At 68.4% G+C, this 24,350-nt stretch carries 21 protein-coding genes and 1 pseudogene; 6 read left to right on the top strand and 16 right to left on the bottom strand.

The window, feature by feature from the left end; translation table 11 throughout:
* Positions 1-135: 135 nt before the first annotated feature.
* Positions 136-1,566, top strand: coding sequence for a glycoside hydrolase family 43 protein (locus N8I84_RS40060; RefSeq protein WP_263234421.1), 1,431 nt, complete (start codon positions 136-138; stop codon positions 1,564-1,566).
* Positions 1,567-1,618: 52 nt separating this feature from the next.
* Here the strand turns inward: N8I84_RS40060 and N8I84_RS40055 are convergent, their stop codons facing one another.
* Complete coding sequence (locus tag N8I84_RS40055; RefSeq protein WP_263234420.1) at positions 1,619-3,553, bottom strand: glycoside hydrolase family 97 protein; 1,935 nt, start codon at positions 3,551-3,553, stop codon at positions 1,619-1,621.
* A gap of 455 nt (positions 3,554-4,008) precedes the next feature.
* Here N8I84_RS40055 and N8I84_RS40050 point away from each other — a divergent pair, with 455 nt between their 5' ends.
* Entirely contained in the window at positions 4,009-5,508 is a 1,500-nt protein-coding gene (locus N8I84_RS40050; protein ID WP_263234419.1) for an RICIN domain-containing protein, read from the top strand.
* Positions 5,509-5,697: 189 nt separating this feature from the next.
* Here N8I84_RS40050 and N8I84_RS40045 read toward each other — a convergent pair whose 3' ends face one another.
* From N8I84_RS40045 to N8I84_RS40035, 3 genes are all read right to left on the bottom strand, one after another.
* Positions 5,698-5,820, bottom strand: coding sequence for an AbfB domain-containing protein (locus tag N8I84_RS40045; RefSeq protein WP_263235037.1), 123 nt, complete (start codon positions 5,818-5,820; stop codon positions 5,698-5,700).
* A gap of 85 nt (positions 5,821-5,905) precedes the next feature.
* Positions 5,906-6,055, bottom strand: a complete 150-nt coding sequence (locus N8I84_RS40040; RefSeq protein WP_263235080.1) for a hypothetical protein — start codon at positions 6,053-6,055, stop codon at positions 5,906-5,908.
* 1,642 nt (positions 6,056-7,697) lie between these two features.
* Entirely contained in the window at positions 7,698-8,069 is a 372-nt protein-coding gene (locus N8I84_RS40035; RefSeq protein ID WP_263234418.1) for a VOC family protein, read from the bottom strand.
* A gap of 79 nt (positions 8,070-8,148) precedes the next feature.
* On the opposite strand from N8I84_RS40035, the gene N8I84_RS40030 reads away from it, so the two are divergent.
* Complete coding sequence (locus tag N8I84_RS40030) at positions 8,149-8,610, top strand: MarR family winged helix-turn-helix transcriptional regulator (protein WP_263234417.1); 462 nt, start codon at positions 8,149-8,151, stop codon at positions 8,608-8,610.
* 250 nt (positions 8,611-8,860) lie between these two features.
* Here the strand turns inward: N8I84_RS40030 and N8I84_RS40025 are convergent, their stop codons facing one another.
* The 3 genes from N8I84_RS40025 to N8I84_RS40015 form a co-directional block, all read right to left on the bottom strand.
* The gene (locus N8I84_RS40025; protein WP_263235036.1) at positions 8,861-9,310 is read right to left on the bottom strand and encodes a cupin domain-containing protein; all 450 of its coding nucleotides are present in this window, start codon (positions 9,308-9,310) and stop codon (positions 8,861-8,863) included.
* A 608-nt stretch (positions 9,311-9,918) separates the two neighbouring features.
* Entirely contained in the window at positions 9,919-10,275 is a 357-nt protein-coding gene (locus N8I84_RS40020; RefSeq protein WP_263234416.1) for a hypothetical protein, read from the bottom strand.
* Between the two features lie 315 nt (positions 10,276-10,590).
* The gene (locus N8I84_RS40015) at positions 10,591-10,818 is read right to left on the bottom strand and encodes a LexA family protein (RefSeq protein ID WP_263234415.1); all 228 of its coding nucleotides are present in this window, start codon (positions 10,816-10,818) and stop codon (positions 10,591-10,593) included.
* A 317-nt stretch (positions 10,819-11,135) separates the two neighbouring features.
* On the opposite strand from N8I84_RS40015, the gene N8I84_RS40010 reads away from it, so the two are divergent.
* Complete coding sequence (locus N8I84_RS40010; protein WP_263234414.1) at positions 11,136-11,339, top strand: cold-shock protein; 204 nt, start codon at positions 11,136-11,138, stop codon at positions 11,337-11,339.
* Between the two features lie 69 nt (positions 11,340-11,408).
* Here N8I84_RS40010 and N8I84_RS40005 read toward each other — a convergent pair whose 3' ends face one another.
* The 4 genes from N8I84_RS40005 to N8I84_RS39990 all read right to left on the bottom strand — a co-directional run bounded on the left by N8I84_RS40005 (position 11,409) and on the right by N8I84_RS39990 (position 16,515).
* Positions 11,409-11,552: a hypothetical protein gene (locus N8I84_RS40005; RefSeq protein ID WP_263235079.1), complete on the bottom strand. Its 144-nt coding sequence runs from the start codon at positions 11,550-11,552 to the stop codon at positions 11,409-11,411.
* Positions 11,553-12,830: 1,278 nt separating this feature from the next.
* Positions 12,831-12,989, bottom strand: a complete 159-nt coding sequence (locus tag N8I84_RS40000; RefSeq protein WP_390899001.1) for an RICIN domain-containing protein — start codon at positions 12,987-12,989, stop codon at positions 12,831-12,833.
* Positions 12,990-13,095: 106 nt separating this feature from the next.
* On the bottom strand, positions 13,096-14,010 hold the full coding sequence (locus N8I84_RS39995; RefSeq protein ID WP_263234413.1) for an extracellular catalytic domain type 1 short-chain-length polyhydroxyalkanoate depolymerase: 915 nt from the start codon (positions 14,008-14,010) through the stop codon (positions 13,096-13,098).
* A 729-nt stretch (positions 14,011-14,739) separates the two neighbouring features.
* Positions 14,740-16,515: an LPXTG cell wall anchor domain-containing protein gene (locus N8I84_RS39990; protein WP_263234412.1), complete on the bottom strand. Its 1,776-nt coding sequence runs from the start codon at positions 16,513-16,515 to the stop codon at positions 14,740-14,742.
* Positions 16,516-16,672: 157 nt separating this feature from the next.
* Here N8I84_RS39990 and N8I84_RS39985 point away from each other — a divergent pair.
* Both N8I84_RS39985 and N8I84_RS39980 read left to right on the top strand, forming a co-directional pair.
* A pseudogene (locus N8I84_RS39985) lies at positions 16,673-16,963 on the top strand (histidine kinase); the annotation flags it as partial.
* Between the two features lie 249 nt (positions 16,964-17,212).
* Positions 17,213-18,559, top strand: coding sequence for an extracellular catalytic domain type 1 short-chain-length polyhydroxyalkanoate depolymerase (locus N8I84_RS39980; protein WP_263234411.1), 1,347 nt, complete (start codon positions 17,213-17,215; stop codon positions 18,557-18,559).
* Between the two features lie 220 nt (positions 18,560-18,779).
* Here N8I84_RS39980 and N8I84_RS39975 read toward each other — a convergent pair whose 3' ends face one another.
* The 5 genes from N8I84_RS39975 to N8I84_RS39955 form a co-directional block, all read right to left on the bottom strand.
* Positions 18,780-21,137, bottom strand: a complete 2,358-nt coding sequence (locus tag N8I84_RS39975) for an ABC transporter permease (RefSeq protein WP_263234410.1) — start codon at positions 21,135-21,137, stop codon at positions 18,780-18,782.
* The gene (locus N8I84_RS39970; RefSeq protein ID WP_263234409.1) at positions 21,134-21,829 is read right to left on the bottom strand and encodes an ABC transporter ATP-binding protein; all 696 of its coding nucleotides are present in this window, start codon (positions 21,827-21,829) and stop codon (positions 21,134-21,136) included. Before N8I84_RS39970 ends, N8I84_RS39975 begins: the two co-directional genes overlap by 4 nt.
* On the bottom strand, positions 21,826-22,350 hold the full coding sequence (locus N8I84_RS39965) for a PadR family transcriptional regulator (RefSeq protein WP_263234408.1): 525 nt from the start codon (positions 22,348-22,350) through the stop codon (positions 21,826-21,828). Before N8I84_RS39965 ends, N8I84_RS39970 begins: the two co-directional genes overlap by 4 nt.
* A 189-nt stretch (positions 22,351-22,539) precedes the next feature.
* A complete protein-coding gene (locus N8I84_RS39960) occupies positions 22,540-23,004 on the bottom strand; it encodes a hypothetical protein (RefSeq protein ID WP_263234407.1) in 465 nt (154 codons plus the stop codon).
* Positions 23,005-23,072: 68 nt separating this feature from the next.
* On the bottom strand, positions 23,073-23,498 hold the full coding sequence (locus N8I84_RS39955) for a terpene synthase family protein (RefSeq protein ID WP_263234406.1): 426 nt from the start codon (positions 23,496-23,498) through the stop codon (positions 23,073-23,075).
* Positions 23,499-24,350 lie beyond the last annotated feature (852 nt).

Below are 24,350 nucleotides of genomic sequence, written 5' to 3'. Positions count from 1 at the left end.
TTTGCCAGCCCTATAGCGTCTGGCCGATTTTCCGGAGGGCTTTCTAAATATCGAACGACGGGTCATCGGTTCCCTTCTGCCACGGCTGAACCCTTCTCCTCGATTGAGGCACCCGCAGAAAGACAGGAAACGTAGATGCGCACGCTTCTCTCCCGGCTGGCGGCGATACTCGTCGCCGCCTGCCTGCTCTTCACAGGGCAAGTCCTGACCACACCGGAACGCGCGGCCGCCGCTGATCCGGGCTACCTGATGGTGCACTTCACCGGGGAGGGGGCGACCAATCAGCAGATGTACCTCTCGCACAGCACGGACGGCCTGCACTGGAACGACCTCAACGGCGGCGGCATGGTCCTGCGCTCCACGGTCGGTACACAGGGGGTGCGCGACCCCGCGTTCGTGAGATCCCCCGACGGCAGCAAGTACTGGATCACCGCCACCGACCTGTGCATCAGCTGCGGACAGAACTGGGACACCGCCATCAACAACGGCAGCCGCAACCTGGTGGTGTGGGAGTCCACGGACCTGGTCACCTGGTCGAAGCCATGGCTGCTCAACGTCGCCGGCGCGATCCCCGACGGCCGCAACGCCTGGGCGCCCGAGGCGATCTGGGACCCCGAGACCAACGACTACGTCCTGTACTGGGCGACGAACGTGCCCTTCAACGGCGCGACGAAGCACCGCATCTTCTACGCCCGCACCAACGACTTCCGCACCATCACCACCCCGCAGATCTACATCGACCGCCCCGGCACCCAGGAGATCATCGACACCCAGATCATCCAGGTGCCCTCCGGAGTGGGCAACTACCGGTACGTGCGGGCCTCCGGCGACGGGCAGATCACCCTCGAGGGCAGCAACTCCATCCTGGGGACCTGGACCCGGCTCGGTGACCTCTCCGGCATCGGCCTGACCGGCTCCCAGGTCGAGGGCCCGATGTGGATGAAGTTCAACGGCACCAACAAGTGGGGCCTCTACCTCGACCAGTACGCCACCAACGGCGGTTACATGCCGGTCGTGACGACCGACCCGTCCAACCCCGCCGCCTACCAGAAACTGGCGTCCACCAGCTACAACATGGGCGGCACCAAGAAGCGCCACGGCTGGATCATGAACCTGACGACCGCCGAGGAGAGCCGCGTGCTCGCCCGCTGGCCCAACACCCAGGCCAACCGGCTGCAGTCGTACAACTTCCAGGACCGGTACGTACGGCACACCAACTTCGACGTGCGCATCGACCAGAACGTCACCAGCGACGACGCCGAGTTCCGGCTGAGGACCGGCCTGGCGGGCTCCGGCACCGTCTCCTTCGAGTCGGTGAACTACCCCGGATACTTCCTGCGCCACTCCAACTACGACTTCCAGCTGGCCTACAACGACGGCAGCAGTCAGTTCGCCGCGGACGCCACCTTCCGTCAGGTCGCAGGACTGGCCGACTCGACCTGGTCGTCGTTCCAGTCCTACAACTACCCCGACCGGTACATCCGCCACTACGCCTACTACCTGAAGCTCGACCCGATCACCACCGCCACGGCCCGCAGCGATGCGACCTTCCGCGTGACGAACTGAACTGGAACCGGGATGCCGGCGCCTCCCTGGGAGAGTGCCGGCATCCCCTTCATCAGCTCGGCTTCAGCAGCACCGCCTGGCCGCCCGAGGGGGCCATGGCCACGCTGAGCACGGTCGCCGAGGTGACGGTCCGGGTGCTCACCACGACCGGGGTCTGGTAGGCGTAGGTGCCGGGCGTGCCGTCGGCGTAGACCGTCGCCGTCCAGGTGCCGCTGCCGAGGAAGGACAGCGGGAGCGACAGCGTCCGGGCCGACTCGTTGGTCATCGCGCCCAGGTACCAGGTGGCGTCCTTGCGACGCGCGACCGCGACGTACTGGCCGATCGACCCGTCGAGGGTCCGGCTCTCGTCCCAGGTGGTGGGGATGGCGTCGAACCACGGCAGGCCGGGCCAGTTGGCGGTGTTGGAGAACTTCGACGGAGAGTCGTACCAGTAGATGAAGTTGAGCGGCTGGTAGTAGACCGCCGCCATCGCCATCTGGTGGGCGTTGGTGGTCTGGTCGCGGGACTGGCCGTAGCAGATGGTGTAGTCCATCGGTCCGCCGACGTTGCGGGCGAAGGGCAGCGTGACGTTGTGGCTCGCCGTCGGGAAGTGCTCGTTGCCGCGTACGCCCTCCATGCTGACCCAGTTCGGGTAGGTGCGCTCGTAGCCGAACGGGCGGACGTCGTCGTGCGAGTCGATCAGCAGGTTGTGCTTGGCCGCCGTCTTCACCCAGGCGGTTATCTGGTTCGTCATCGCCTGGGTGCCGTCGTTGATGAACCCGAGTTTGACGCCCGCGACGCCCCAGCTCCTGTAGAGGCCGAACAAGCTGTCGGCGTTGGCCAGCGCCATGGGGTTGACGTAGAGCAGCAGGCCGACGCCCTTGCCGGCGGCGTAGGAGAGGACCCTGGGCAGGTCGATCTCGGGGATGGACTTGGTGGCGTCGGTGGTGCCGCGCTCGGGGCCGTACCAGCCGGAGTCGTACTCGATGTACTGCATCCCGCGGGCGACGGCGAAGTCGACGCCGGCCAGACCGGCGTCGGTGGTCAGCTGGCAGCGGAAGACCTTGCCGGGCTTGATCCACGAGGTGTCGCTGAGGGCGCCCGCGGGAGCCAGGTTGAGCACCAGCTCGGCGTTGTCGACCAGTTCGGCGTGGGTGGAGCCGGTCACCACCGCACGCCAGGGGGTGGCGAACGGGGTGGTCACCGTGGAGGTCGTCTGGACGGGCCCGCTCCCACGCGCGGTGTGCTCCATCAGATAGGTGGCCAGTGTGTTCGGCTGCTCGGACACCGAACTCAGCATCAGGCGGGGGAAGTTGAGCCGGGACGACTCGCAGACGCAGGCGATCAGCCCACCGCTCGCGTACGTCGCGGTCAGTGGCAGGTCGGTCAGCGGGCCGGTGTCGGTGCCGGAGGTCCCGGTGGACGGGATCGAGCCCGGGGCGACCGGGTTGTACGCGTCCTCGTCCCGGGCGCTGTAGACGAGCGTGCCGTCGGGGAAGACGAACGTCGTCAGCTCGTCGGCGATGGTGGCGGTGCCCTTGTCGAGCAGCACGTACCGGAAGGCGACACCGCTGGGGTAGGCGCGGATCTGGACGCTGAAGTCGATGAGGGTGGCGGTGTCCTGGAGGTTCCAGCGCATCTCCTGGTACCAGTCGCGGACGGTGGCGTTGCGGCCGTAGGCCGGGGTCCAGGTGTTGTTGACGGTCCAGTGCTGGTAGTTGGTGATGACCGTGCCGCTGCGGCCGAGCATCGTCCCGTCGCTCAGCTTCAGGCCGAGGGCCGAGGTGTTGACGACGCTCGCGCCCCGGCGCTTGGCCGACCAGCTCAGGACGCCGCCGGTCAGGGACAGGGTGATCGTGGTGCTGCCGTCGGGGGCCGTCGCGGTGACCGACGCGTCCGCCGCCGCGGCCGTACCCGTCGTGCCGATGCCGGCCGCGGCCGTACCGGCGGCGACCGCCGCGCCCTTGAGCAGTCCTCGGCGGGACACCGAACGTGCTGGAAGCTGCATGAAAGTACGCCTCTCCGTGGGGTGACCGGCGTCGATAGAGCGAGAGACCGATTCAACACAACCGAACAGTAATCAACGGTTTGCCACCAACATCGAGCAGTTCTACGGCAGTACTCCAGGTAGGTCAACAGCGCGAGCAATACCAATACTCGGCGTCAGGTTTCTGCGAAGCTGGGCCACTTGGGTGCTGACGTGCGTGTCGAGGCAGAGTCGGCAGGTCACCACACCCGTCGCCCCGACCGGCTGCCTCCGTCTCGAGCAAACAAAATCGATCGTGCCTATTGACACCCACCCGAACAGGAAGCTCTCATTTCCCACGAAACAGCGCAGCCACTTTTCCCACGTCGGCCGCGTTCACCGCTCTTTTGCGGCCCCAACTCCCCCGTCCAGCGCGCCGCCAAGCAGCTTCGCCGTGCGGACGGCGTCATGTCAGAACCTCGAAGGAGAGGCAGAGCATGCCGAATCGAGCGCCCCACCACAGACCCTCGCGCAGCCGGTGGCGGGCAGTCGCCGCCGCCTTCCTCACCCTGCTCGGAGGTCTCACGGCCCTGCTACTGCCCGCCGCACCAGCCAACGCCGCCTCCGTCTCGTTCACCCTGGGCGCCACAAGGACCGACCAGAACGGCAACACGCTCCAGTTGCACGGCCTGGGCATTATCAAGGTCGGCAGCACCTGGTACGGCTTCGGTGAGGACAAGACGGGTGAAACCTCATCCAACACATCCTTCCAGGACATCCCCTGCTACACCTCGACCGACCTCTCGAACTGGACCCACCAGGGGGTGGCCCTGGCTAAGCAGGCCAGTGGCGACCTGGGCCCGAGCCGGATCGTGGAGCGGCCGAAGGTCATCTACAACGCGTCGACCAGCACGTATGTGATGTACATGCACATCGACAGCATGAACTACTCCGACGCGAGGGTCGGTGTGGCGACCAGCAGCACCCCCTGCGGGCCCTACAGCTACCGGGGCAGCTTCCGCCCGCTGGGCAACCTGAGCCGTGACATCGGCCTGTTCCAGGACACCGACGGCACCGGCTACCTGCTGAGCGAGGACCGCAACAACGGTCTGCACATCTACAAGCTCTCCGCCGACTACCTCTCCGTGGACAGCGGCGTGGCCCTGCTGGGCAGCGGCGGCTCGGCCAACAGCTTCGAGTCGCCCGCCATGGTGAAGATCAATGGCGTCTACTACCTGCTCGCCTCTCACCTGACCGGCTGGAACACCAACGACAACGTCTACACCACCGCGACATCGCTGAGCGGCCCGTGGGCACCGATGCGCAACTTCGCGGCACCGGGCACCCGCACATACAACAGCCAGGCGGCGAACATCATCACTGTGCAGGGCAGTTCCGGCAGCACCTACATCTACGCCGGAGACCGGTGGAACCCCAGCGATCTCGGAAACTCGCAGCTGATCTGGCTGCCGATGACCATCCGCGGCAGAGTGGTCAACGTCGGCCAGTACCCGAGCTGGTCGCTCGACACCGCGGCCGGCACCTGGACGCCCAACTCCGGCGTGCCCACCAACGCGGTGCACACCCTCACCAACGCGGGCAGTTCGCTGCTGATGGACGTCGCAAGCGGCTCCACGACCAGCGGCACCAAGATCATCCAGTGGCAGTCCAACGGCGGCGACAACCAGAAATGGACGCTGAACCGGGTGGCGGACAACGTCTACACGCTTGTCAGCGTCAAGAGCGGCCTGTGCCTGGACGTCCCGGGCAAGTCGACCGCGGAGAACGTCCAACTGCAGCAGTGGACCTGCAACGGCGGCGCCAACCAGCAGTTCGCCGCCGACCTCGTCGGCAGCTTCACCGGCACGAAGTTCGTGCTCGTCAACATGGGCAGCGGACTGCACATCGGTGTCGACGCATCCTCCACCACCGCGGGCGCCGCCGTCGTCCAACTGACCGGAACCGGCGCCACCAGCCAGCAGTGGACGATGTCCTGACCGTCCCGATGCGGTCTGCCTGGAGCCACCGCAGACATGCCTCGCACACGCACCGAGTAAACGGGACCGGCCAAGCCTGCGTAACGGGTCCCGTCCTCACGTTTCCCCAGTTGGAAGCGCTTCTCCCGAGGATTGGGCGGGCCTTGCCGATCAGCGTCCGGTCACGACGTTCCCCGAGGCCGTTCCGTGTCAGGTCCAGGGCGCCACGAGGACGAAGGAGCGGCTGGCCCGGTACGCGGTCCCGGAAGGGTCGAGCCGCAGCTGGAGGTCCCGGTGGCGGAGGTAGCGGCCGGGATAGTTGTACGACTCCAGGGAGGCCGAGCCGGCCGCGGAACCGGAACGGGGGCAGAAGGTGGCGTCCCTTCTGGAAGATGGCGGATCCGTCGTCGATGTCCTCTCAGTCGGACGCCGCGAACACGCCGCTGAGGTGGACCACGGCAGAGGCGCCCTGGAAGGCCTGGGCAGCCCGCGGTGAATGCATCCAGTCGTCGACGACCTTGTCGGCGGGCAGGTCCTGCGCCGTCCCGACGAGTGCGACGACGCGCACGTCCGGAGCGTGGCGAGGCGGGGCATCAGGTCTCGTCCGGTGCGGCTGTTCGCGCCGGTCACGAAGGCGGTGCTGCCGATCCTGCCCGCGCAGGGGCGCGGACACATCACCCTGGTGGAGCCCGGTTCCTAGGGCATGGACTGGGGCGGGGCGAGCGCGGTCTGGGCTTCAGGGACAGCCGCCGCATCAGCCGGTGCGCCAGGCCGTGGTTGCGGCCGCGGCGAGCATGCCGCAGTACGACCCGGCCGCGCTCCACCCTGGCCGCCGTCGGTCTTGCACTGGCCGGCCGAGCTGGCTGCTTACCTCGGCGTGTCAGTGGGCCGGAGCATGGTCATGCGCCTGGTCGACGCGTTGCCCGAGCCGGAGGTGCCGGCGCCGCGGGTGGTCGGTGTCGACGAGTACGCCGCCCCAAGCGCCCCCACTACAGCACTGTCCTGGTGGACGTCGGAACGCACCGTCGAATCGATCACCTGCCAGACCGGGAAGCGTCGAGCCTGGTCGCGTGGCTCACCCAGCGGCCTGGTGACGAGGCCGTCTGCCGGGAGTGCGCCATTCTTCGCCGAGGGCGCCGCAGTCGGAGCGCTGCAGGCGATCCAGGTCGCGAAGCGGTGGCATCTGTGGCACAACCTGAGCCAGGCCGCCGAGCAGCGAGTCGCCCAGCACCGCTGCTGCCTGCACGTGCTGACGCCCGCGACGCCTCCGCGGGAACCCGAGGCCGTTTCGGTCGCCGATCCATCCGCGTCACCCTGGCCACGAGGACACCGGTTCGCCGACCGGACGTGGTCCCGGCACGCAGCCGTCCACGCGCTGCTGAAGGCAGGACACAGCCGGCGCTCGGTCCAGCGGCAGCTAAGAAGAGCTGGCGCAACGTCAAGCAGTTCGCCGACGTCGCGACGCCAGAGGAACTGTTCACCGGTCAGTGGCAGAAACGAACCGTCCACCGCTTCTCGACGACTACAGGTCCCACCTAGTGCCCAGCAGGCAACGTTCGCCCCGTCGCGACGCCCGGCACGCCCTCTCGCCGCACCGGCCGAAAGCCCAAGTACGTTCGACCCGACCGCGACGCCGTCATCGCCGCCCTCACGCCGCCCTGGAACTCGGACGCCGTGGAGCAGCTGTCCGCCATCGGCATGCGAGGGACGTAGCGCACAGGCAGCTTGGGCTTCGGCTGCCCGTGGTGGGTGACCGAGATGCCTCCCACGTGAGGTATGCGGTCATCAGCGCCTGGTCGGCCTCTCGGCCGTTCGCGTGGACGGTGACGTTGCGCGCGGAGAGCGGGACAGTTCGCTTTTACGGCAAGGGCGGGGAATCCTGTGGGCTTGGCGTCGGTGGAGGGGATGCGGCGAGTTGGGCCCGCACCGTATTGCCGGCCGGCGGCGCCGGCGGTCACCGCATTTCCGGGGGCCGGATCGCGGGGATGGACAGTGAGTTCGGCTCGCAGCGTGCCCGTGCCATCGTCCGCCCCCGCCTCCAGCCGGACAGCGGCCGCGACCACGGATGTCGCGTCGTCGTCGGGGAAGGCCAGGCAGAGGATCCCGCCCGCCGCGCGGTCGTACTCGCCGGCGGTGAGGCCCTCCAGGGACTGGATGCCGGAGGCGAGCGAGAAAGGCTCGACCCGGGGGGAGGGCGACAGCGGTCAGGGTCAGCCCCCGTGTGCGGTCAGTGTGTAGCCCTCGGGGCCCTCGAAGGAGAACATCGGCCCGAAGGGACTGTCCGCCATCGGCGTAAGGATCTTGATCCCGGCGGCGGTGAGCTGCTCGTGGAGCTGGTGGGCGTCCGAGGTCTGGAACCAGAGCACCACGCCGAGGCCGGGCCGGGCGCCGTCGGCGAGGTCGGTGCCCGCGAGGAGCTCGCGTACGGCGAACGGGGTCGGTTTGGTGTCGAACACGACCGCGTGGGGCGGCGAGACCGCAGCCCGGCGCAAGCCCAGGTGCTGCTCGCAGAAGGCGGCTGCCGCGTCCACGTCGCGGACTTGCAGGGCGACGAAGTCGGGGCCGTCGATGGTGGCAGACATGTTTTTCTCGATCCTTCGATGTCAGGATTTTGACATTGGTCAGGCTAGGGCGCCGCGATGACTATGTCAAAATGCTGACATGAAGGAGAACCTGCCGGCCGAGCCGCCCCGCGTCACCCAGGACGTCACCCGACACGTGGGGTATCTCCTCAAGCGTGCCCAGGCCGCCCTGCGCGGCGCCATGGACAAGGTCCTGCGCGAACACGGACTGACCGTGCCGCAGTACGCCACGCTCGAACTCCTGGCCATGCACCCCGGCATGTCCAATGCCGACCTCGCCCGCGCGACCTTCGTCACCCGGCAGTCCGGAAACGTCGTCCTGCGGGGCCTGCAGGAGGCAGGACTGATCACCCGGCCCGCCACCGCAGGACACGGCCGCGCCCGGCCCGCCCACCTCACCGGAGCGGGCCACGCACGCCTGGCCGCGGTCCAGGCCGCCGTCTACGCCATCGAACAGCGCATGGTCGGAGCGATCCCGCCGCAGCGCCTGGCAGCGCTCCTCACCGATCTCGACCGCATGGCGGCAGCCCTGGAGGAATGACCTCTGGACGGCAAGAAGCCGGCCGCCGAGACCCGGACGACGCTCCGGCACGACGGCACCGACACCCAACACCGGCAGGCGCGCCCCCATCCCCGGCCGCGGCCACGCCGCCCATCCAGCCTGTCCCCCTTTCGTTCGCTCCAGCCACGGACATGGGCGAAAGCGGCCGCAACGGGGATGTCAGCGCCCCGGTCACACTGAAACCGAAACCGGGTGGTGACCTGCGCGGAGACGCTGACGGTTCACCGGGTCACGCAACACCCGGCGCAACCGCAGGCGCAGCCCTGTCGCAACCCGGCTCCTGGCCAGGTCTTCCACGCTGCTTCTCAGCGGCGGCCAGCCGCATCCCCGCCCGGATCACCCGCCGGCACCACGGCCGCCTTGATCCGTTTGCCCACGGCTCGCGATGGGCTTCAAAGCTCCGGCAGACGGCCATAACGATCTCCAGCCCGCGCCTGCCCGACCAGCCCTGGCCGGAGCTGCGCGTGGTCCGCCCGGAGGTGTCATCGGCCTCGTGGACGAGCTGCCGCGGTCGCCCCGACCACGGCGGCCCGGCGGTGATCCCGCCGGCGTCCGGGCGGGTGACTTTCCCTGCGTCCGCGGGCGCAACTCGGCAGGTCCGCCCGCGCTTCGCGCCGTCCAGCTGGACCACGATCGTGTCGTGGTCGTCCCAGTGGACACCGAACCCCTCGCGGTCCAGAAGGCGTACAGGTTCGCCTGCACGCGGGTGCGCAGGTCACGCTCGATCGCTTCGACCAGGCAGGCGAGGGGCGGGTGAAGTTCGTCGGCACTGTCCAGGGCGAGCGAGGCGCTCTCCTGCAGGCGGGCGTGCAGCTCGGCGGGGTGGAGGCGGTGCCACACGGTGCCGGCGCGTGGCCACGGGGGCGGTGTACCCGCCGACCATCAGCGTCTCGTCGTCACGGGAAAGCCACATGCGCGGCGGCTGAAGCCGGTGGCTGCTGAGGATGTGGTCGAGGTCGTCCGAGGTCATCATTCCAGCGACGTCGAGGGCGCCGGGCACGTGGCGGTATTCGCGGTGCGGTGCCTGGGCGCGGAAGTCCTCGCCCAGGCTTGCCGCCACATCGGACCGTATGGCAGGTTCTCGTGCTTCTTCGTCGTGAAGGGTGCATTCCGGCGGAAGGTGACGCTTGTGACCCCGGACCAGCTGCGCAGCTTACCCGCCGGACGGGGCCGCAGCCCTCCGAGTGATCCACGGCCGGCGTACCGTGCTGCCGTCCGGCCGCGAGGGTGCTCGGGACTCGCCGGGCCTCCCGATGAGGCCCGACAGTCCCTGGTGAGGCTCTGCGGTCAGTGCACCCTGACGGTCCGGGTCGGCGTGACCAGTACCAGGCGGAGCTTGTTCGAGCCCCAGTCCGTCTCGTAGAGCGCGCCGCGGAACTGCAGCGTGCCACGGTGCTGCGCCTTCACCCAGGTGTCGACCGAGCCGCCGTCGAAGACCGCTCCGTGAGCGCACTTCACCGTGCGCCACGATCCACGGTCGCCCTGTCGCTCCTGCACGCAGAACTTCTGGAAGAGGTCGTCGTCCTTCTCGGCGTACCCCTTCAGGTGGATGTGCGCGCCGACCTTGACGGTGTGCGGGCTCGCCTTGAAGTCGTAATCGGCCTTCGCGGAAGCCGTCACCGCACTCAACCCGAGTGCCGTCATGCCGACTGCCGTAACGATGGCCGCGCGAGCGGCGCGCCGGTTGAGAAAGTGCATCGTCTGTATCCCCCTTCGGATGGTCTGATGCTCGGCGACAGCGACAAACGGACGGCAGGAACCTGGTCCCCGGTCCGTAATGGCCGTCCAGTTCGCTGATCGCAACCTGGCAGAGGGGGGAACGAGGGTCCGCCGTTGCCTCGCAATTCACCATTTTTTCGTCCGCTCTCCGCAAGGAAGGGCTTGACCTGCGCGGGGCAGAGAGCCATGCAGGTATGACTGGGACGGACACAACTGTGGGGCAGAGGCCCACGGTCGCCCTCAGTGGGCGAGCCGGATCCCGCGGGGCCGGCGCGGCTCGACGACGATCGCGCCCTTCTCCTCGCACTGCCGCAGTTGGTAGTGCACGGCGGACCGGCTGCGAAGCCCTACGTGCTCGCCGATCTCCACCACCGTCGGCGCATCGCCGTGCTCGGCGATCCGCTCCCGGATGAACGCCACGATGCGCTCTTGCCGCTCGGTGAGGTGGTCTACGCGGTGCCTGGCCATGCTCTGATATGGGACAAGGTGACCCAGGGGTGTAATCGCCTAGGCAATACGGTTGAGGCGCTTTGACTGGGCCTTTCGTGGGCTGATGCGCCCGTGTGGCACATCTGGGCCACACGCCGCGTTGACCGGAACCGGGTGGCCGGGCGGCACCAGCCGGTGTAGCGTCGTGATCAGCAGTCGTGGTTCCGAAGTCCCGTTCGCCCGTGATCGCAATCGCGGGCGTTTTTGCTGTTCAACGCTCTCCGGACCAGGGCGATCACCTCCGGATCCCGCACGGTGCGGGACCCGGCACCAGTCCTTTCGAAGGAGACAGGCACATGGCCAAGGGCACTGTGAAGTGGTTCAACGCGGAAAAGGGCTTCGGCTTCATCGAGCAGGAGGGCGGCGGCCCGGACGTCTTCGCCCACTACTCGAACATCCAGTCCCAGGGCTTCCGTGAGCTCCAGGAGGGCCAGAAGGTCGAGTTCGACGTCACCCAGGGCCAGAAGGGCCCGCAGGCGGAGAACATTCGCCCCCTGTAACGCCGCACGCAAAAGAGGCCCCGGCCGGGATGCATCCACCGGCCGGGGCTCGTCGATGTTGGCGGGACGTCAGGCCGTCGGCCAGGTGATGCTCTGGTCCTCGGGTGTCGCGAGGACCTCGGAGCGTTCCAGCGGCGGAGCGCCGTCCGTCCGCCGGCGCAGCAGGTGATCCTCGACCGCGTCCCACAGACGCACGGGTCCACCCTGGCGCACCGTCCACTCCTCGCCGTGCTGGGCGAGCGCAGACCAGGCGCCGGGCCTCGACGTCGACGAGGACGTGCTCGGGCCCGTCGGCGCCCGAGAGGCTGATGCGCTGAGCGCGCGGGGCTGCGAGCTCGGCGACGAACCGCGCCGTCCAGTCGTCCAGGACGCCGGCGCCGAGGCGCGCGCCGCGCTCCTCTCCGTCTTGCAGGTCCGGGAGGATGCCCAGAGTCGGCGGCATCTGGGGGCGGGCGAGCATGAACGAGACCTGCCCGCCGAGGAGTCGGCCGCGGGCCGTCCCGTCGTCGCCGACGGTGAGCCGTGCCAGCTCGGACGAGTACAGCCAGCCGCACAGCGAGTACAGCCAGCCGCACAGCGTGACCAGCACGATCCCGCCCGGCTTGGTCTGCTCGAGCCACGTGCGGGGCAACTCCAGCACCCCGCAGGCGGCGATGATCCGGTCGTAGGGGGCGCTGTCCTTGTGTCCGGCCAGGGTGCTCGCGCGAGCACCTCACGGAACTGGTCTAGCAGTACAAACGCCGCCCGTTCGTGGACGCCGAACTGTGGGCCGGGAAAGTCGCTGAAGTCGTCGTCCCCGTAGTGGTTGTTCACGACCGTTTCCGGTGTGCCGCCGCTCATCGCCTCGTTCAGGAGTGCGCCGCCGACCAGACCGGCTGCAGGCACCCGAGAGACGAGTTTCAGCCATGTGGCCGCGCCGCCGTATGGGGATGCCCCGATCATGAAGAAGGCTTCTGGTCGCCCTCCGCTGCCGTCGTCACTCGCCGTTGTCATGATCCCAGTGTCCGAGACCAAAACTGAGACCAGAGAGCCTCGGCTTTCGCAGGCCGCCGGAGCGTCGCGGTAGTGGGTTGTGTCCACAGACGCTGCGTACGGTCCTCCGCTCGCGGGGACACCTTCCTGAGCCAGGGAGCGACATCCATGGTTCACCCGAACGAAGGTCCAACGCGGATGGCGGCTGTGGGCCTTCCTGCCCGCGCCGTCTATCTGATTGCGGAGGGCAGCCGATCCGGGTTCGTCAGGGCTGTTGAAGAGACCAGCGGGCGCTGGGGCGGCATGACGGAGCCTATCGCCCCGGTCGCCGTAGATGGCAGCGTCAGCGCCAAGCACGTGGGCATGGTCGGTGCCCACGCCGCTGGCCCGTGCACCGCTCAGGGAGCGCAATCCCTGTGGCAGCCCGCTCTGCTGCCGCTTCATCAACCTCGACGTTGACGGCAGCCTCCAGGGCGGCGTACGCACGCAGGGGACAAGCCCGCGCACCCGGACCGGGGACTACTGCCGGACCCATTTCCGGTCGCTGCCACCGATACAGTTCGAGATGCTGACGGCGGTGCCATTAGCTCTGCGCGCGCCTATGTCGTCGAGGCACAGTCCGGATTCCGCGCCGGGGACAGTGCCATCTTTGTTGAGCCGCCACTGTTGGTTTGGCACCGCCGTCACAGTCCCAGATGTTCAGTTGGGTGCCGTCGGTCCGGTTGGTTCCGACCACGTCCAGTGAACGGTTTGAGCCCCCGCCCGGCGACAAGTACCTATCAACCTAGGGTGCCAGGCCCATGAATTTCAGGGCCAGCAGTGCCATGCCGGGTTTGGGCAACTCGTGACCGTACCCCTGGAAGCTGTTGGCCTCGACCGGTGGTTGCGTGCTGGCGTTACCGTAGCGGGTCCTTGTCCAGATCGACTGGGGCTGGTCGGTGAAGACCGGGGTTTGGCTGACACCGAGGACGTTGGTCCACTGTTTGATCTCTTCGCCGAGGTTGTGGTGGTTGAGTGCCTCGTCCTGGGTGCCGTGCCACAGTTGGATACGCGGCCGTGGCCCGGTGTAGCCGGGGTAGGCGACGCGGACCAGGTCGCCCCACTCCTGCGGGGTCTTGGTGATGTTGCCTGTGGAGCAGTCACTGTTCCAGCCGCGGAAGGTGCCAGTGTAGAAGCAGTGGTACGGCACGCCCATGAACGCCGATCCGGCCTTGAACACGTCCGGGTAGTCGGCGAGCATGACGTTGGTCAGCATCGCGCCTGAGGAGATGCCGGTCATGTAGACCTGGTGCTGGTTGGCGCCGCGGTTCGCGATCTCCCACCGCACCATGGACATCACGCCGGCCGGGTCGCTGGAGCCGTCGTGCTTCAGCGCGGCGTCCGATGCGACGTCCCAGCACTTGATGTCACCGGTGATCGAGGGGTAGACCACGATGAATCCGTACTGGTCGGCCAGTGACGCGAATTCGGTGTAGTTGTACATGTCAGGGCCGGACCCGGTGCACCAGTGCGCGGCCACGAGCACTGCCGGATGACGGGGCAGCTTGGCCGGCACGTACTCGTACATCTGGAGGTTCGTGGGGTTGTAGCCGAAGTCGTCGACCTGGGTCAACGTCGCCGCGGACGCCGGTGATGCGAACGTCAGGCTGCCCGCTATGACGCTCAGGGCCACGGCAGCCGCTGTGGCTGCCTTCCTCAACCACCCTCCACTCCTGCCGACGTGTGTCGCCCGCGCCAGGGTGGCGGCCGCGACCGCGAATCGACGTCGTTGTCTGCTCATGCTTCCTCCAACGTGCGGATTTGCTTACTGGCGGCGCTGTCGGCCGATGCCTGCTCGGCGTGGTCGGATCAGCGTCGGATCTTGAGTTGCAGCCCACGTCGGTCACCGTGAAGGTGGCGCTGCCCATGGGCTGTGCGACCGCGGCGTATCGGCTCGGAGCCATGCTGCTCGTTTGGTCCGCACCTTGCCGCGTCGATCCGGCGGAGAGCATTGGCCCCACTGCGGCGGCCCTTCTTCATTGAGTGTCGAAGCGCTTGAACCGGCTGCGAGGCTAGCGGCACACTTTCCCGTTCGACAAACATTTCGATGAAGCAAATCCTTGCCAGCCAGGGACGTTGACAGACCCGGTGCCGCATGCCAAGCGTTCGAAGCGCTTGAATGCTGGACCTCACCGAGGCATCGTCGCGTGTTCCCCTGTCCCTGCCCGCCGCCGAGCGAGCGCCGTACCGCGATCTTGCGCTCCCGGTGGACGAGCGCAGCGACGACCTCATCTTCAGCTCATGGCTCGATGAGCATGCGCAAGTCGGCCGTCGGCGTCATCGCGACTGCACATGTCGACGTCGTGCCCATGAACGTAGACGGCCCGGGACGCACGCCGCGGACGGGCAGCGGTGCTGCCGGGCCGTCAGCCGCCGGCGCGGCGGGGGTTCACCTGCCGTGCGTAGCCCTGCTGCGGCGTTGGCGGAACACCAGCACGGAGCCGGCGGCGATGGCCAGCAAGCCACCGAGGGCGCTGTAGGTGACAGCGCTGCTCGCCCCGGTGGAAGCCAGGCCACCGCCCGTGTTGCTCTGGACCTGCCGGACGACGGGTACACCGGCCGCCGACGCCTGCGCTCGGGTGCCGATCGTGCCTGAGGCGGAGGCAACCGGCGCAGCGGCGGCCGGAGTGGGGGCAGGAGACGGGGCGTCAGCGCGGGTGGCCGCCGAGGCGGGCTTCAGTTGGAGAGTCGTGATCGAGTACGGGGGCAGCGTCTGTGCGGCCGCCGTTCCCCGCGTCGCCGTGGTCAGGGCGGTGCCGCCCTTGGTGAACGAAACGGTCCTGACCGTTCCTCGGGCCGGGGTGTATCCGATGTAGGAGAGCGACACCTGTGCCGCGTTCTGCGGGCTCTTGTTGATCAGCATGACGTTCAGGCCGCCGTTGCTGCTCCGTACCGCGTGCACGGCGACCGACGGGTTGGCCGAGGACGCCTTGACCATGGTGTCGCCGGGCCGGGCCAGTGCGGTCAGCGAGCGGATGCCCCAGTAGGTGGGGAAGGGCGTTTCGCGGGCCGGCTCGCAGGTCCCACCGGAGCAGGATCCGACGGAGAGCACACCCCCGTCCTGGTAGTCGGTCTCGCCGTCGACGGTGGTGGGCTTGCCGATGCCGTTGTGCAAGTCCCACCAGTCGACGTTGACAGCCCCCTGCTCGAGCCAGCTCATGTACGTGTCCGGCGCGAACAGCGCCGCGGCCTGGCTGGTCTGGGCCGGCGACTCGGCGCTGGAGGTCTCGGTGACCGCGATCTCCACTGAGGCGGCGTGCGGGCCCGCGTAGGTGTTGATCAGCGAACGCACCGCGGAGGTGGTCCCGGCGATCTTGGCGGGCGTCTTCAGCACGTCCGCCGTGCTGTTACCGCCCGGGTACCAGTGGATGATCACGAAGTCGATCGACTTGCCCGCGACGGAAAGCACCGTGTTGTTCCAGTCGGCGTCGTCGCCGGAAGCTTTCAGCCCGTCCGGCCAGGAGCCCGGAGTGGTGAGCACCGCCCCGATCTTCACCGTCGGGTCCACCGCCTTCATCGCCTTCGCGTAGGCGACCAGGTTCTTCGCGTACTCCCTCGGGCTCTTGTCGGCGTGGGTGTCGACCTCCCACTTGCTGCCGTAGTGCCCGTTGCCGGGGATCTCGTTGCCGATCTCCCAGTACTTCACGCCGTAGCCCTTGTCGACGTTGGCGTACTTGACCCAGTCGGCGGCCTCCTGCGCGGTCCCGGAACCGTAGTTCGCGATCACGATCGGCTGCGCGCCGACCTTCTTCGTGGTGGCCATGAAGTGGTCGAAGTCGGTACCGGGCGCGGCCCAGCTGCCGCCGGTGACGGTGTGGGTCTTCCAGTGGTAGGCGTCCGCGACCGAGCCGCCGGGGAAGCGCAGCTGCCGGACTCCAGCCGCCTTCATCAGCGACGCCGCCTTGGCGTCGTTCATGTAGGCGTCGTAGACCGCCGTGTTGAGACCGACCCCGGTGCTGGGCACCATGCCCAGCGAGGTGCCTGCATCGACGGTGACGGCGACGGTCGGCGCGGCGTTCGCGCTGAACGCCAGGACGCCCGCGCCGCCCCCGGCCAGCAGGGCAGCCACCGCCCCCGCCACGATGTGGCGGCGCGTTCGGCTACGGCGGTGCGTACGGCCCCGAGGCATCGGCTGCTCGCTGGTCGTCGGGTCGTCAGATGACATGTTGTGGCTCCCGATCGGAGTGCGTGGATACGGGCGGCGTAGCGCAGCTGACTGCGCTCACCGTGGTTGGTGCACCCCTAGGTGGCCGCTCGGGAGGGAAAGGTTGCCGCGGTGACCGATGTACTTCAGATCCCTTTCATGCCGTGCACCGGTCAGGGCCACGGCCTTCGCCCCGATCCTGTTCGGCCGGCTCGTCCAGGCCAGACACGACGTGGCCCGCCAGCTCGTCGAGGTCGAGGAGGCCCGCGAACACGAACGCGCCCTGTACGCCCAGACCGTCCTCGCCCGCGTACGCGCCCAACTGGCCCGCGAGATGCACGACGTCGTCTCCCACCAGGTCAGTCTCATCGCCGTACAGGCCGGAGCCCTGCAGGTCGCCGCCAAGGACCCCGACGCCCGCGACGCCGCCCGCACCATCCGCACCCTGAGCGTGAACACCCTCGACGATCGAAGCGCTTCACATTAACCCCTCAAGCCAATGAGAATTCTCTGGCGAACCAGAGGAATGCAGGCGATGCAACCTCCTAACACCAGGCATTGACATCACATCCGGCGCAATGGGAGCGTCGAAGCGCTTCACCACCCGTGTCGCTCGCTCCTCCTTGACCACAGCAACCACCGTGCCTGCCACTCCGGTTCGGCGGGCGCGGCCGGGAGCATCGCCCCGGTCGCGCCGACTTCCAGAAAGGACAGCGTCATGTCCCGGAAGCCCAAGAAGAGAAGCGTCAGAAATTTACTGGTAGCCCTGCTGATGGCGATTTCGCCGCTGATCGCGGCGCTCGTACTGACCGGCACCTCGGCCACCACCGCGTCGGCCGCCTCACTGACCGAGGTGACCAACTTCGGCAGCAACCCCGGAAACCTGCGGATGTACGTCTACAAGCCCGACAGCGCTCCGGCACGCCCGGCGGTGCTGGTGGCAGTGCACTACTGCACCGGCACGGGGCCCACCTTCTACTCCAATACGGAGTTCGCCCGCCTGGCCGACCAGTACGGGTTCATCGTCGTCTACCCGGACGCGAACGTCAGCGGGCAGTGCTTCGACGTCTCCTCGCCCCAGGCACTCAGGCATGACGGGGGCAGCGACCCCACGAGCATCGCCCAGATGGTCCGGTACACCGTGCAGAACATGAACGCCGACGCCGGCCGGGTCTACGTCACCGGCGCCTCGTCCGGCGCGATGACGACCAATGTCCTGCTCGGCGACTACCCCGACCTGTTCAAGGCCGGTGCGGCGTTCATGGGCGTGCCGTTCGGCTGCTTCGCCACCACCGACGGCTCCGGCTGGAACAGCGACTGCGCCACCGGCAAAATCACCAAGACTCCGCAGGCGTGGGGCGACCTCGTCCGGGGCGCTTACCCGGGGTACACCGGTCTCCGGCCGCGGATGCAGCTGTGGCACGGCACCGAGGACGAAGCGCTGAACTACGTGAACTTCGGTGAAGAGATCAAGCAGTGGACCAATGTGCTCGGAGTGAGCCAGACTCCGGTCTTCACCGACTCCCCGCAGTCCGGCTGGACCCGCACCCGCTACGGCTCCGCCACCGCGCAGGCCCCGGTCGAGGCGATCAGCATCCAGGGTGTCGGGCACTCCCTGCCCGCCGGCGGCATGGCGGCCCGGGCCATCGCCTTCTTCGGACTCGACGGCTCCGGCGGGACCACCACAGGTCCGGTCCACGCCACCGGTTCCGGCAAGTGCCTCGACGTGCCCGGCCTTTCGCAGACCAACGGCGCCCAGACGCAGATCTGGGACTGCAACGGCGGCAGCAACCAGACCTGGACCAGCACGTCGACCAAGCAGCTCACCGTCTACGGCGGCGCGAAGTGCCTCGACGCGACCGGCACCGCGGCCGGCGCCAAAGTCGCGATATGGGACTGTAACGGCGGCACCAACCAGCAGTGGGACCTCAACTCCAACGGCACCGTCACCAGCGTCCAGTCAGGCCTGTGCCTGGATGTGACCGGTGCCTCCACCGCCAGCGGCGCACTGGTCGAACTGTGGGACTGCAACGGCGGCAGCAACCAGCAGTGGCACCTCGGCTGATACACCACCGACCAGGACTGAGAGGGCTTCTCGAAACCACACTCGGTTTCGAGAAGCCCTCCAAGCTCACACCCCCGATACTGCCCTCCTCCCCCGCCCTGCGGGCAGACGAGCGACCCGTACCCGGACCGTGACAGCCCGCCCCGGCACGCCACCCGCGCCTATGCCACTCCGCGAACCGAATCCGCCCTCGGCCGGCCGTCATCTCAGGGCGTACGGCTCACTCGGTGCGCAGGCCGTCCGGGCGCATCAGCCGCAGCAGTGGTGGCAGGCTGAGCACGGTCACCAGCAGGACGACGGCGGTGGCGATCCCGGTCATCGACAGTACGCTCGCCCAGTCCACGCCCACCGGCTTGTCCGTCATCTTCAGCAGTGCCGCGCCCAGTGTCATCCCGACCGCTGTGGCCAGCGCCAGGCCGAGGCCGATCGGGATCGCCGTCTGCCACAGCACGGACAGGCACAGTGTGCGGCGCCGGGTGCCGAAGGCGATGAGCGACGACAGCAGTTTGCGGCGCTCGCGCAGCTGCTCCAGCTGCGAGACCAGCAAACTCGCGCCGATCAGCGCCAGTACGCAGGCTGCGCCGACGAACAGGAAGGTGCGGATGGAGGCGTAGGTGTCGTCGCGCTTGCTGGACACCAGCATCGCCGGGTCGGTCGGCATGCCTAGACGGCGGGCCGTGTTCCGCGCGTACTCCGGCGCGGCCGCCAGCCCCTCGTCGAGCGCGAGGTAGATCTGCCCGTCCAGACCATGTGCGCCGCCGGAGGGCAGGGCGCCCGGCGTCAGCAACAGGCCGCCACGCTTGAACCCGGACGGGTCCGCGATCGCCCGTGCCTGCTTCACGCCCGCCGGCACGGTCCAGGGCGTCGGCCTGTGCTGTGCAAGCGAGCCGTCGATCGCGTCGAACCACAGCTTTTGGCCGGCCTTGGAAAGGTCGGCGGCCCCCATCTCATCGGCCTCGTCGTCGCCACCCCGGACGACGAAGACGTCACCGTCCTTGCAGGAAGGGAAGGAGGCCACCTCCCGCAGGGAGGCGCAGTCGGCGATGGTGACCTCGGCGGTGTTGAGGCCCGAGCCATGGGCCGTGCGCCGGTCGCTGATACGGCCCTCGTCGTAGGCGTAGACCTTCGCAACGCCTCTGGTCGCCCTGAAGTCGGCCGCCGCCCGGGCGAGCGGGACCCCGTCCGGCAGTTCCGCGCGCATCTGGGCCCGGGTGGGGTCGTTGGTGGTGTGCTTGGTGTACTGGCCCTGCACCCCGGAGAACAGCATCTGCAGGGCGACGGCGCCCGCCACAGCGACCGCGATGCCGTTGACCATGCGGGCGGCCGTTCCACTGCTCAACTGAAGTCGGCGGATGGCCAGTTGCCTGGCGACCCCGCCGGAGCCGAGCCGGGCGACGACCGTCTCCACGACCCACGGCAGCAGCGCGGTCACCCCGACGAGCAGCAGGAGGACACCACCCGTGACCTGGTACTGGTTGAAGTCCCTGCTGTACCGGTCCTTGCCGATCATCGGGTAGAGCAGTCCGAGTCCGCCCACGGGCAGCAGTATCCGCCACCACAGCCGGCGCCGCGGGGGCTTCGCGGTACGCACCACGCCGAGCGGCTCGATCACCACGCCCCGCAGCGCGAACAGCGTGACCAGCACGGCGGCCGCCGGGACCGCGACCGCGACGAGCAGGGCGAGCACGGGCGAGGGGATCAGATAGCTGGGGAACACGCTCACGTCGAACAGGTCAACGGACCCGGAGAACTCCCGGACGATCAGGAAGAAGACCGTGCCGAAGGCCAGGCCGGCCACGGCGCCGGCGAAGGCCTCGCCGGCGGCGATCCGCCGGGTCATCCGGCTGTCCGAACCCACCAGCCGCAGGGCCGCGAGTCGCCGGTCACGGCGCTCGCCGCCGAATCGCACGGCCGCGGCGATGAAGACGCCGACCGGCATCAGCAGCGCCAGGAACACGACGAGGGCGAGCAGGACGAGGACGGGGTCCTTCTTCTCCGGGATCTTGAACCCTGCGCCGAATCGGTCGATGCGTTCGACCCCACCCACTTCCTGCCTGACCACGAGGTGGTCGGCGCCGCGGTAGAAGGCGAGTTCCTGGGCCCCGATCAGTCCGGGTTCGGCGATGGTACCGACGATCCGCTCCGGCAGCCGTTCACGCAGCAGATTCCCTTCCCCGGACTCCAGCAGCTGCTTCAGTGCGGGAGAAACCACCATCTCGCCCACCCCGGGAAACCTCGAGACCCCTGGCGGCAGAGGCGCCCTGGGACCCTCGGGCTGCAACTCCCGCCCGCGCACCTCCTTGTCACGGAAGGCCGTCCCGGCCTCGCCGACCACCAGCGTGTCGTCCGCCTTCTTCAGCGGCGACTCGGTGTACCCATAACTCAGGTCACTGCGCGCCGTCTCGCGGTCCTGCCGGACGGCCAGCGCGTTCGGGATCGCGGTGAAAAGCAACAGCAGTGCCACGCCGAGCCCCACGCCGACGGCGGTGAGGAGCAGCCGCACCCACCCCTCCCGCCCGCCGGTGAAGGCGAACCGGGCCCCCATGGCCAGATCCCTGGACCACTGCCGTGCACTCATATGGCGTGCTCCACGTCACGGGACCTGCCGTCGCGTACGACGACCTCGCGGTCGGAGTAGGCGGCGACCCGCGCCTCGTGCGTGACGAGCACGACGGCCGCATTGGTGGAGCGGGCCGCCTCGGTGAACAACCCCATCACGCGCTCGCCGTTGAGCGAGTCGAGCGCACCGGTCGGCTCGTCGGCGAACAGCACCCGGGGGCCCGTGACCAGCGCCCGGGCCACGGCCACCCGCTGCCCCTGACCGCCGGAGACCTCGCCGGGCCGCTTCTTGCGCAGGTCGTCGACCTCGAGCCGCTCCATCCACCCGAGCGCGGCCTGCTCGGCCTCCTTGCGGGAGGTGCCGTTCAGCCGCAGCGGCAGCGCCACGTTCTCCACACAGGTCAGCTCGGGCACCAGCTGACCGAACTGGAAGACGAAGCCGAACTCGGAGCGGCGCAGCGCACTGCGCTGGGCGTCGTTCATGGTGGCCAGCTCACGCCCGTTGTAGGTGATGGATCCGGAGTCGGGCGGCACGATCCCGGCGAGGCAGTGCAGCAGCGTCGACTTGCCGGACCCGGAGGGGCCCATCACGGCGACGACCTCACCGGGGTGGATGGAGAAGTCGGCGCCGTCCAGCGCGGTGGTCGGCCCGTACGCCTTGCGCAGGTCCTGGGCGGCGAGCAGAGAACCGGGAGGAGGAACACGGTTCACGCGGTCACCGCCTCGGCGAGCTTGTCCAGACGCGCGGTGGTCAGCTCCAGCCAGCGCAGATCCGCTTCGAGGTGGAACAGGGCGTGGTCGCAGATCAACTGGTCGGCCAGGTCACCCTGGCGCTTGCGGTCGGTCAGGATCCGCATGCTGCGCAGGTGCTCCGCGCGCTGCGCGTCGAGGATGCCGGCCGCGTCCCGGTGCGTCAGCAGCGCGAGGACGACCTTGCTGTACAGCAGCGACTGCAGGTACGGCTCGGGCTTCTCCGGCGTCGCGAGCCAGCGCTCGACGTCGGTGATCCCGGCGTCGGTGATCGCGTACCGCTTGCGCTCGGGCCCACCGCCCGCCTCGATGCCGTCGACTTCGACGAGGCCGTTCTTCAGCAGCCGGGACATCGTCGCGTAGACCTGGCCGTAGTGCAGCGGCCGGTCATGACCGAACTTCTCGTCGAAGGCCCGCTTCAGCTCGTAACCATGTCGCGGACCGGACTCCAGGAGCCCCAGAAGCGTATTACCGATGGACATGCCCAGCACTCTACACAGCGTGTATACATCGTGCGTATACGGGGAGTGCTCAGATCATGTCGGCGAGTACGCCTGCGCAGGTGGGGGCCCTTTGTCACGCTTCTGACACGAGGGGCCCACCGCTTCGGGCGGGGCCGGGGCGCTCTCGGGCAGCCGTCCGGCCCTCCAACAATGCCTCGCAACAGCCGCTCATAGGTCCGACCCTGTCGCCACCTCCCTCCATGCCGGGTTCAGAGGGCAGCGGCTACACGTCGGCGAAGCGACAGCGGTACTCCTGGAGGCCAAGTCCCCGACACCCGAGCAGACCACGATCGTCGAGGAGCGGGACGCCCGGCGCGGCCGCGACTGCAGACGCTGGGCGGGGGTCTCGCAGTAAGCCAGGGGAACCGTCGCCTGGTACAGGTCGCCCGCGGCCGCGGTCCGGTAGGCCATCGCAAGCATCAGCGCGATGCTCTGCAGTGTCACGTCTCCACCGTCGGCGGCGTCTTTCCCCAGACGGGCGCGCAGCACGCGGTCCGCTTGGTCCAGGACCTCGGGCCAGACACCGGCGTACGTCTTCGGGTCCACCCCGGTCAGGGGCGTCAGCCACAGGAACACCTCCCCCATCGCCGCCGGCGACATCGGCGCCCCGAATGGCTCGCGGAACAGGTTCACGAGCAGAAAGTCGCTGCCGCCCGCCGCATCCGGCAGAGGGCACGGCGCGCCGTAAAGGGCCGGGCGGGTCAGGAGCCGGCTCCGGTGTAGCGGCGGACCTGGCCGTGGTAGTCGAAGTCGCCGCGGACGAGGCGCCGGTAATCCTGTGCGCACCGCTGGAGCGCGATGCGGGCCTGACCGGCATGCGGTCGGTTGTCGCTCAGGCGGGTCAGTTCCTCCTCGGCGACCAGGATGCGGTCCACATGCTCCCCCAGCAGGACGTTGGAGGCATCGACTGCTTCGTGCAGTGTCTTGTCCTCGCGGATGTGCAGGATGTAGACGGCGTTGTGGAGGTCCCCGACGGCCACTTCCTTCTCCAGCGAGCCGATGTCGTTGTGAAGCCAGATGTAGTCGCTCGCCGCGTTGCGCAGTTCCCGGTAGGCCGACAGGTGTCGGTCCGCATGCGGGATATCGATCCCGGCGTCGATCTCGTGCAGGTCGAAGTAGAGGTTCATCGATCGCGTCGCGGCGCAGATCGACGAACTCTCCCGAACTCGGCTTCGCCGGGCACCGGACCGGCCGCTGGCCGGCAGCGTCAGTGACGTCTGTGACCGTCCGAGTGTCCCTGTCCGGCGGCGTGCCGGGTGTTGTTCCGGATGCGAAACCGCTCGTGAGAAGGCACTGGATGCGTGGCCACGGCGCACACACCAACACCGTGGGAACACTACAACCAGCCGCCAAACCCACGAAAGCGGGCATTCCTGTGGGCAGGTGGGTAGCGCAGGTTCGGAATACCACCTGTTCACCGGTTGAAGGCCGGGTGGAGCCCGCTTGGTAGCCGGAAGGCGACGGCGGCAGTCGGGCAGCCAGCCGGGGACGGGGTGGGGCAGTGGCTCATCTCGTCGATGGGGTCCGCGATCAGGATGGGCAGATGGGTGATGACGTGTTTTCGGAGCTATTCGGCCGGGGTCGCGTGCCAGCTGTTGATGACGCTGATGCTGGTCACCCAACTCGCGAGTCTGGAGCGGGCGAGCATCGGCAGGGCGTGCACGAAGGGGTCAACCGCAGGAGCAGGGCTGGAACGGCTTGACGGTGATGTTGTCGATGACGGGCCCCGAAGCGCTGTTGACGGTCGTGCTGCCCCCATGGTGTGACCGAGGCGCCCTGTCCTCGTTGGGCGGCATGCGGTCGAGACCGACAGGAGATTCAGGTGCACCGAACCGTACGTTCCTCTCTGGCAGCCACGGCACTTACCGCCGCTGCTCTGGCCGTGACCGCAGGATCCGCGCATGCAGGAGGCATTGGAGCCGGGCTCGGACCGAGCGGAGGCAACACGTGCGCCAACCACGACGACAACCACGTGGCCG

Origin of the sequence: Streptomyces cynarae, from assembly GCF_025642135.1 — a bacterium.
In the GTDB taxonomy this organism is placed as follows: domain Bacteria; phylum Actinomycetota; class Actinomycetes; order Streptomycetales; family Streptomycetaceae; genus Streptomyces; species Streptomyces cynarae.
Note: the sequence above shows the minus strand (reverse complement) of the source record. Positions and strands in the feature narration are given on the sequence as shown.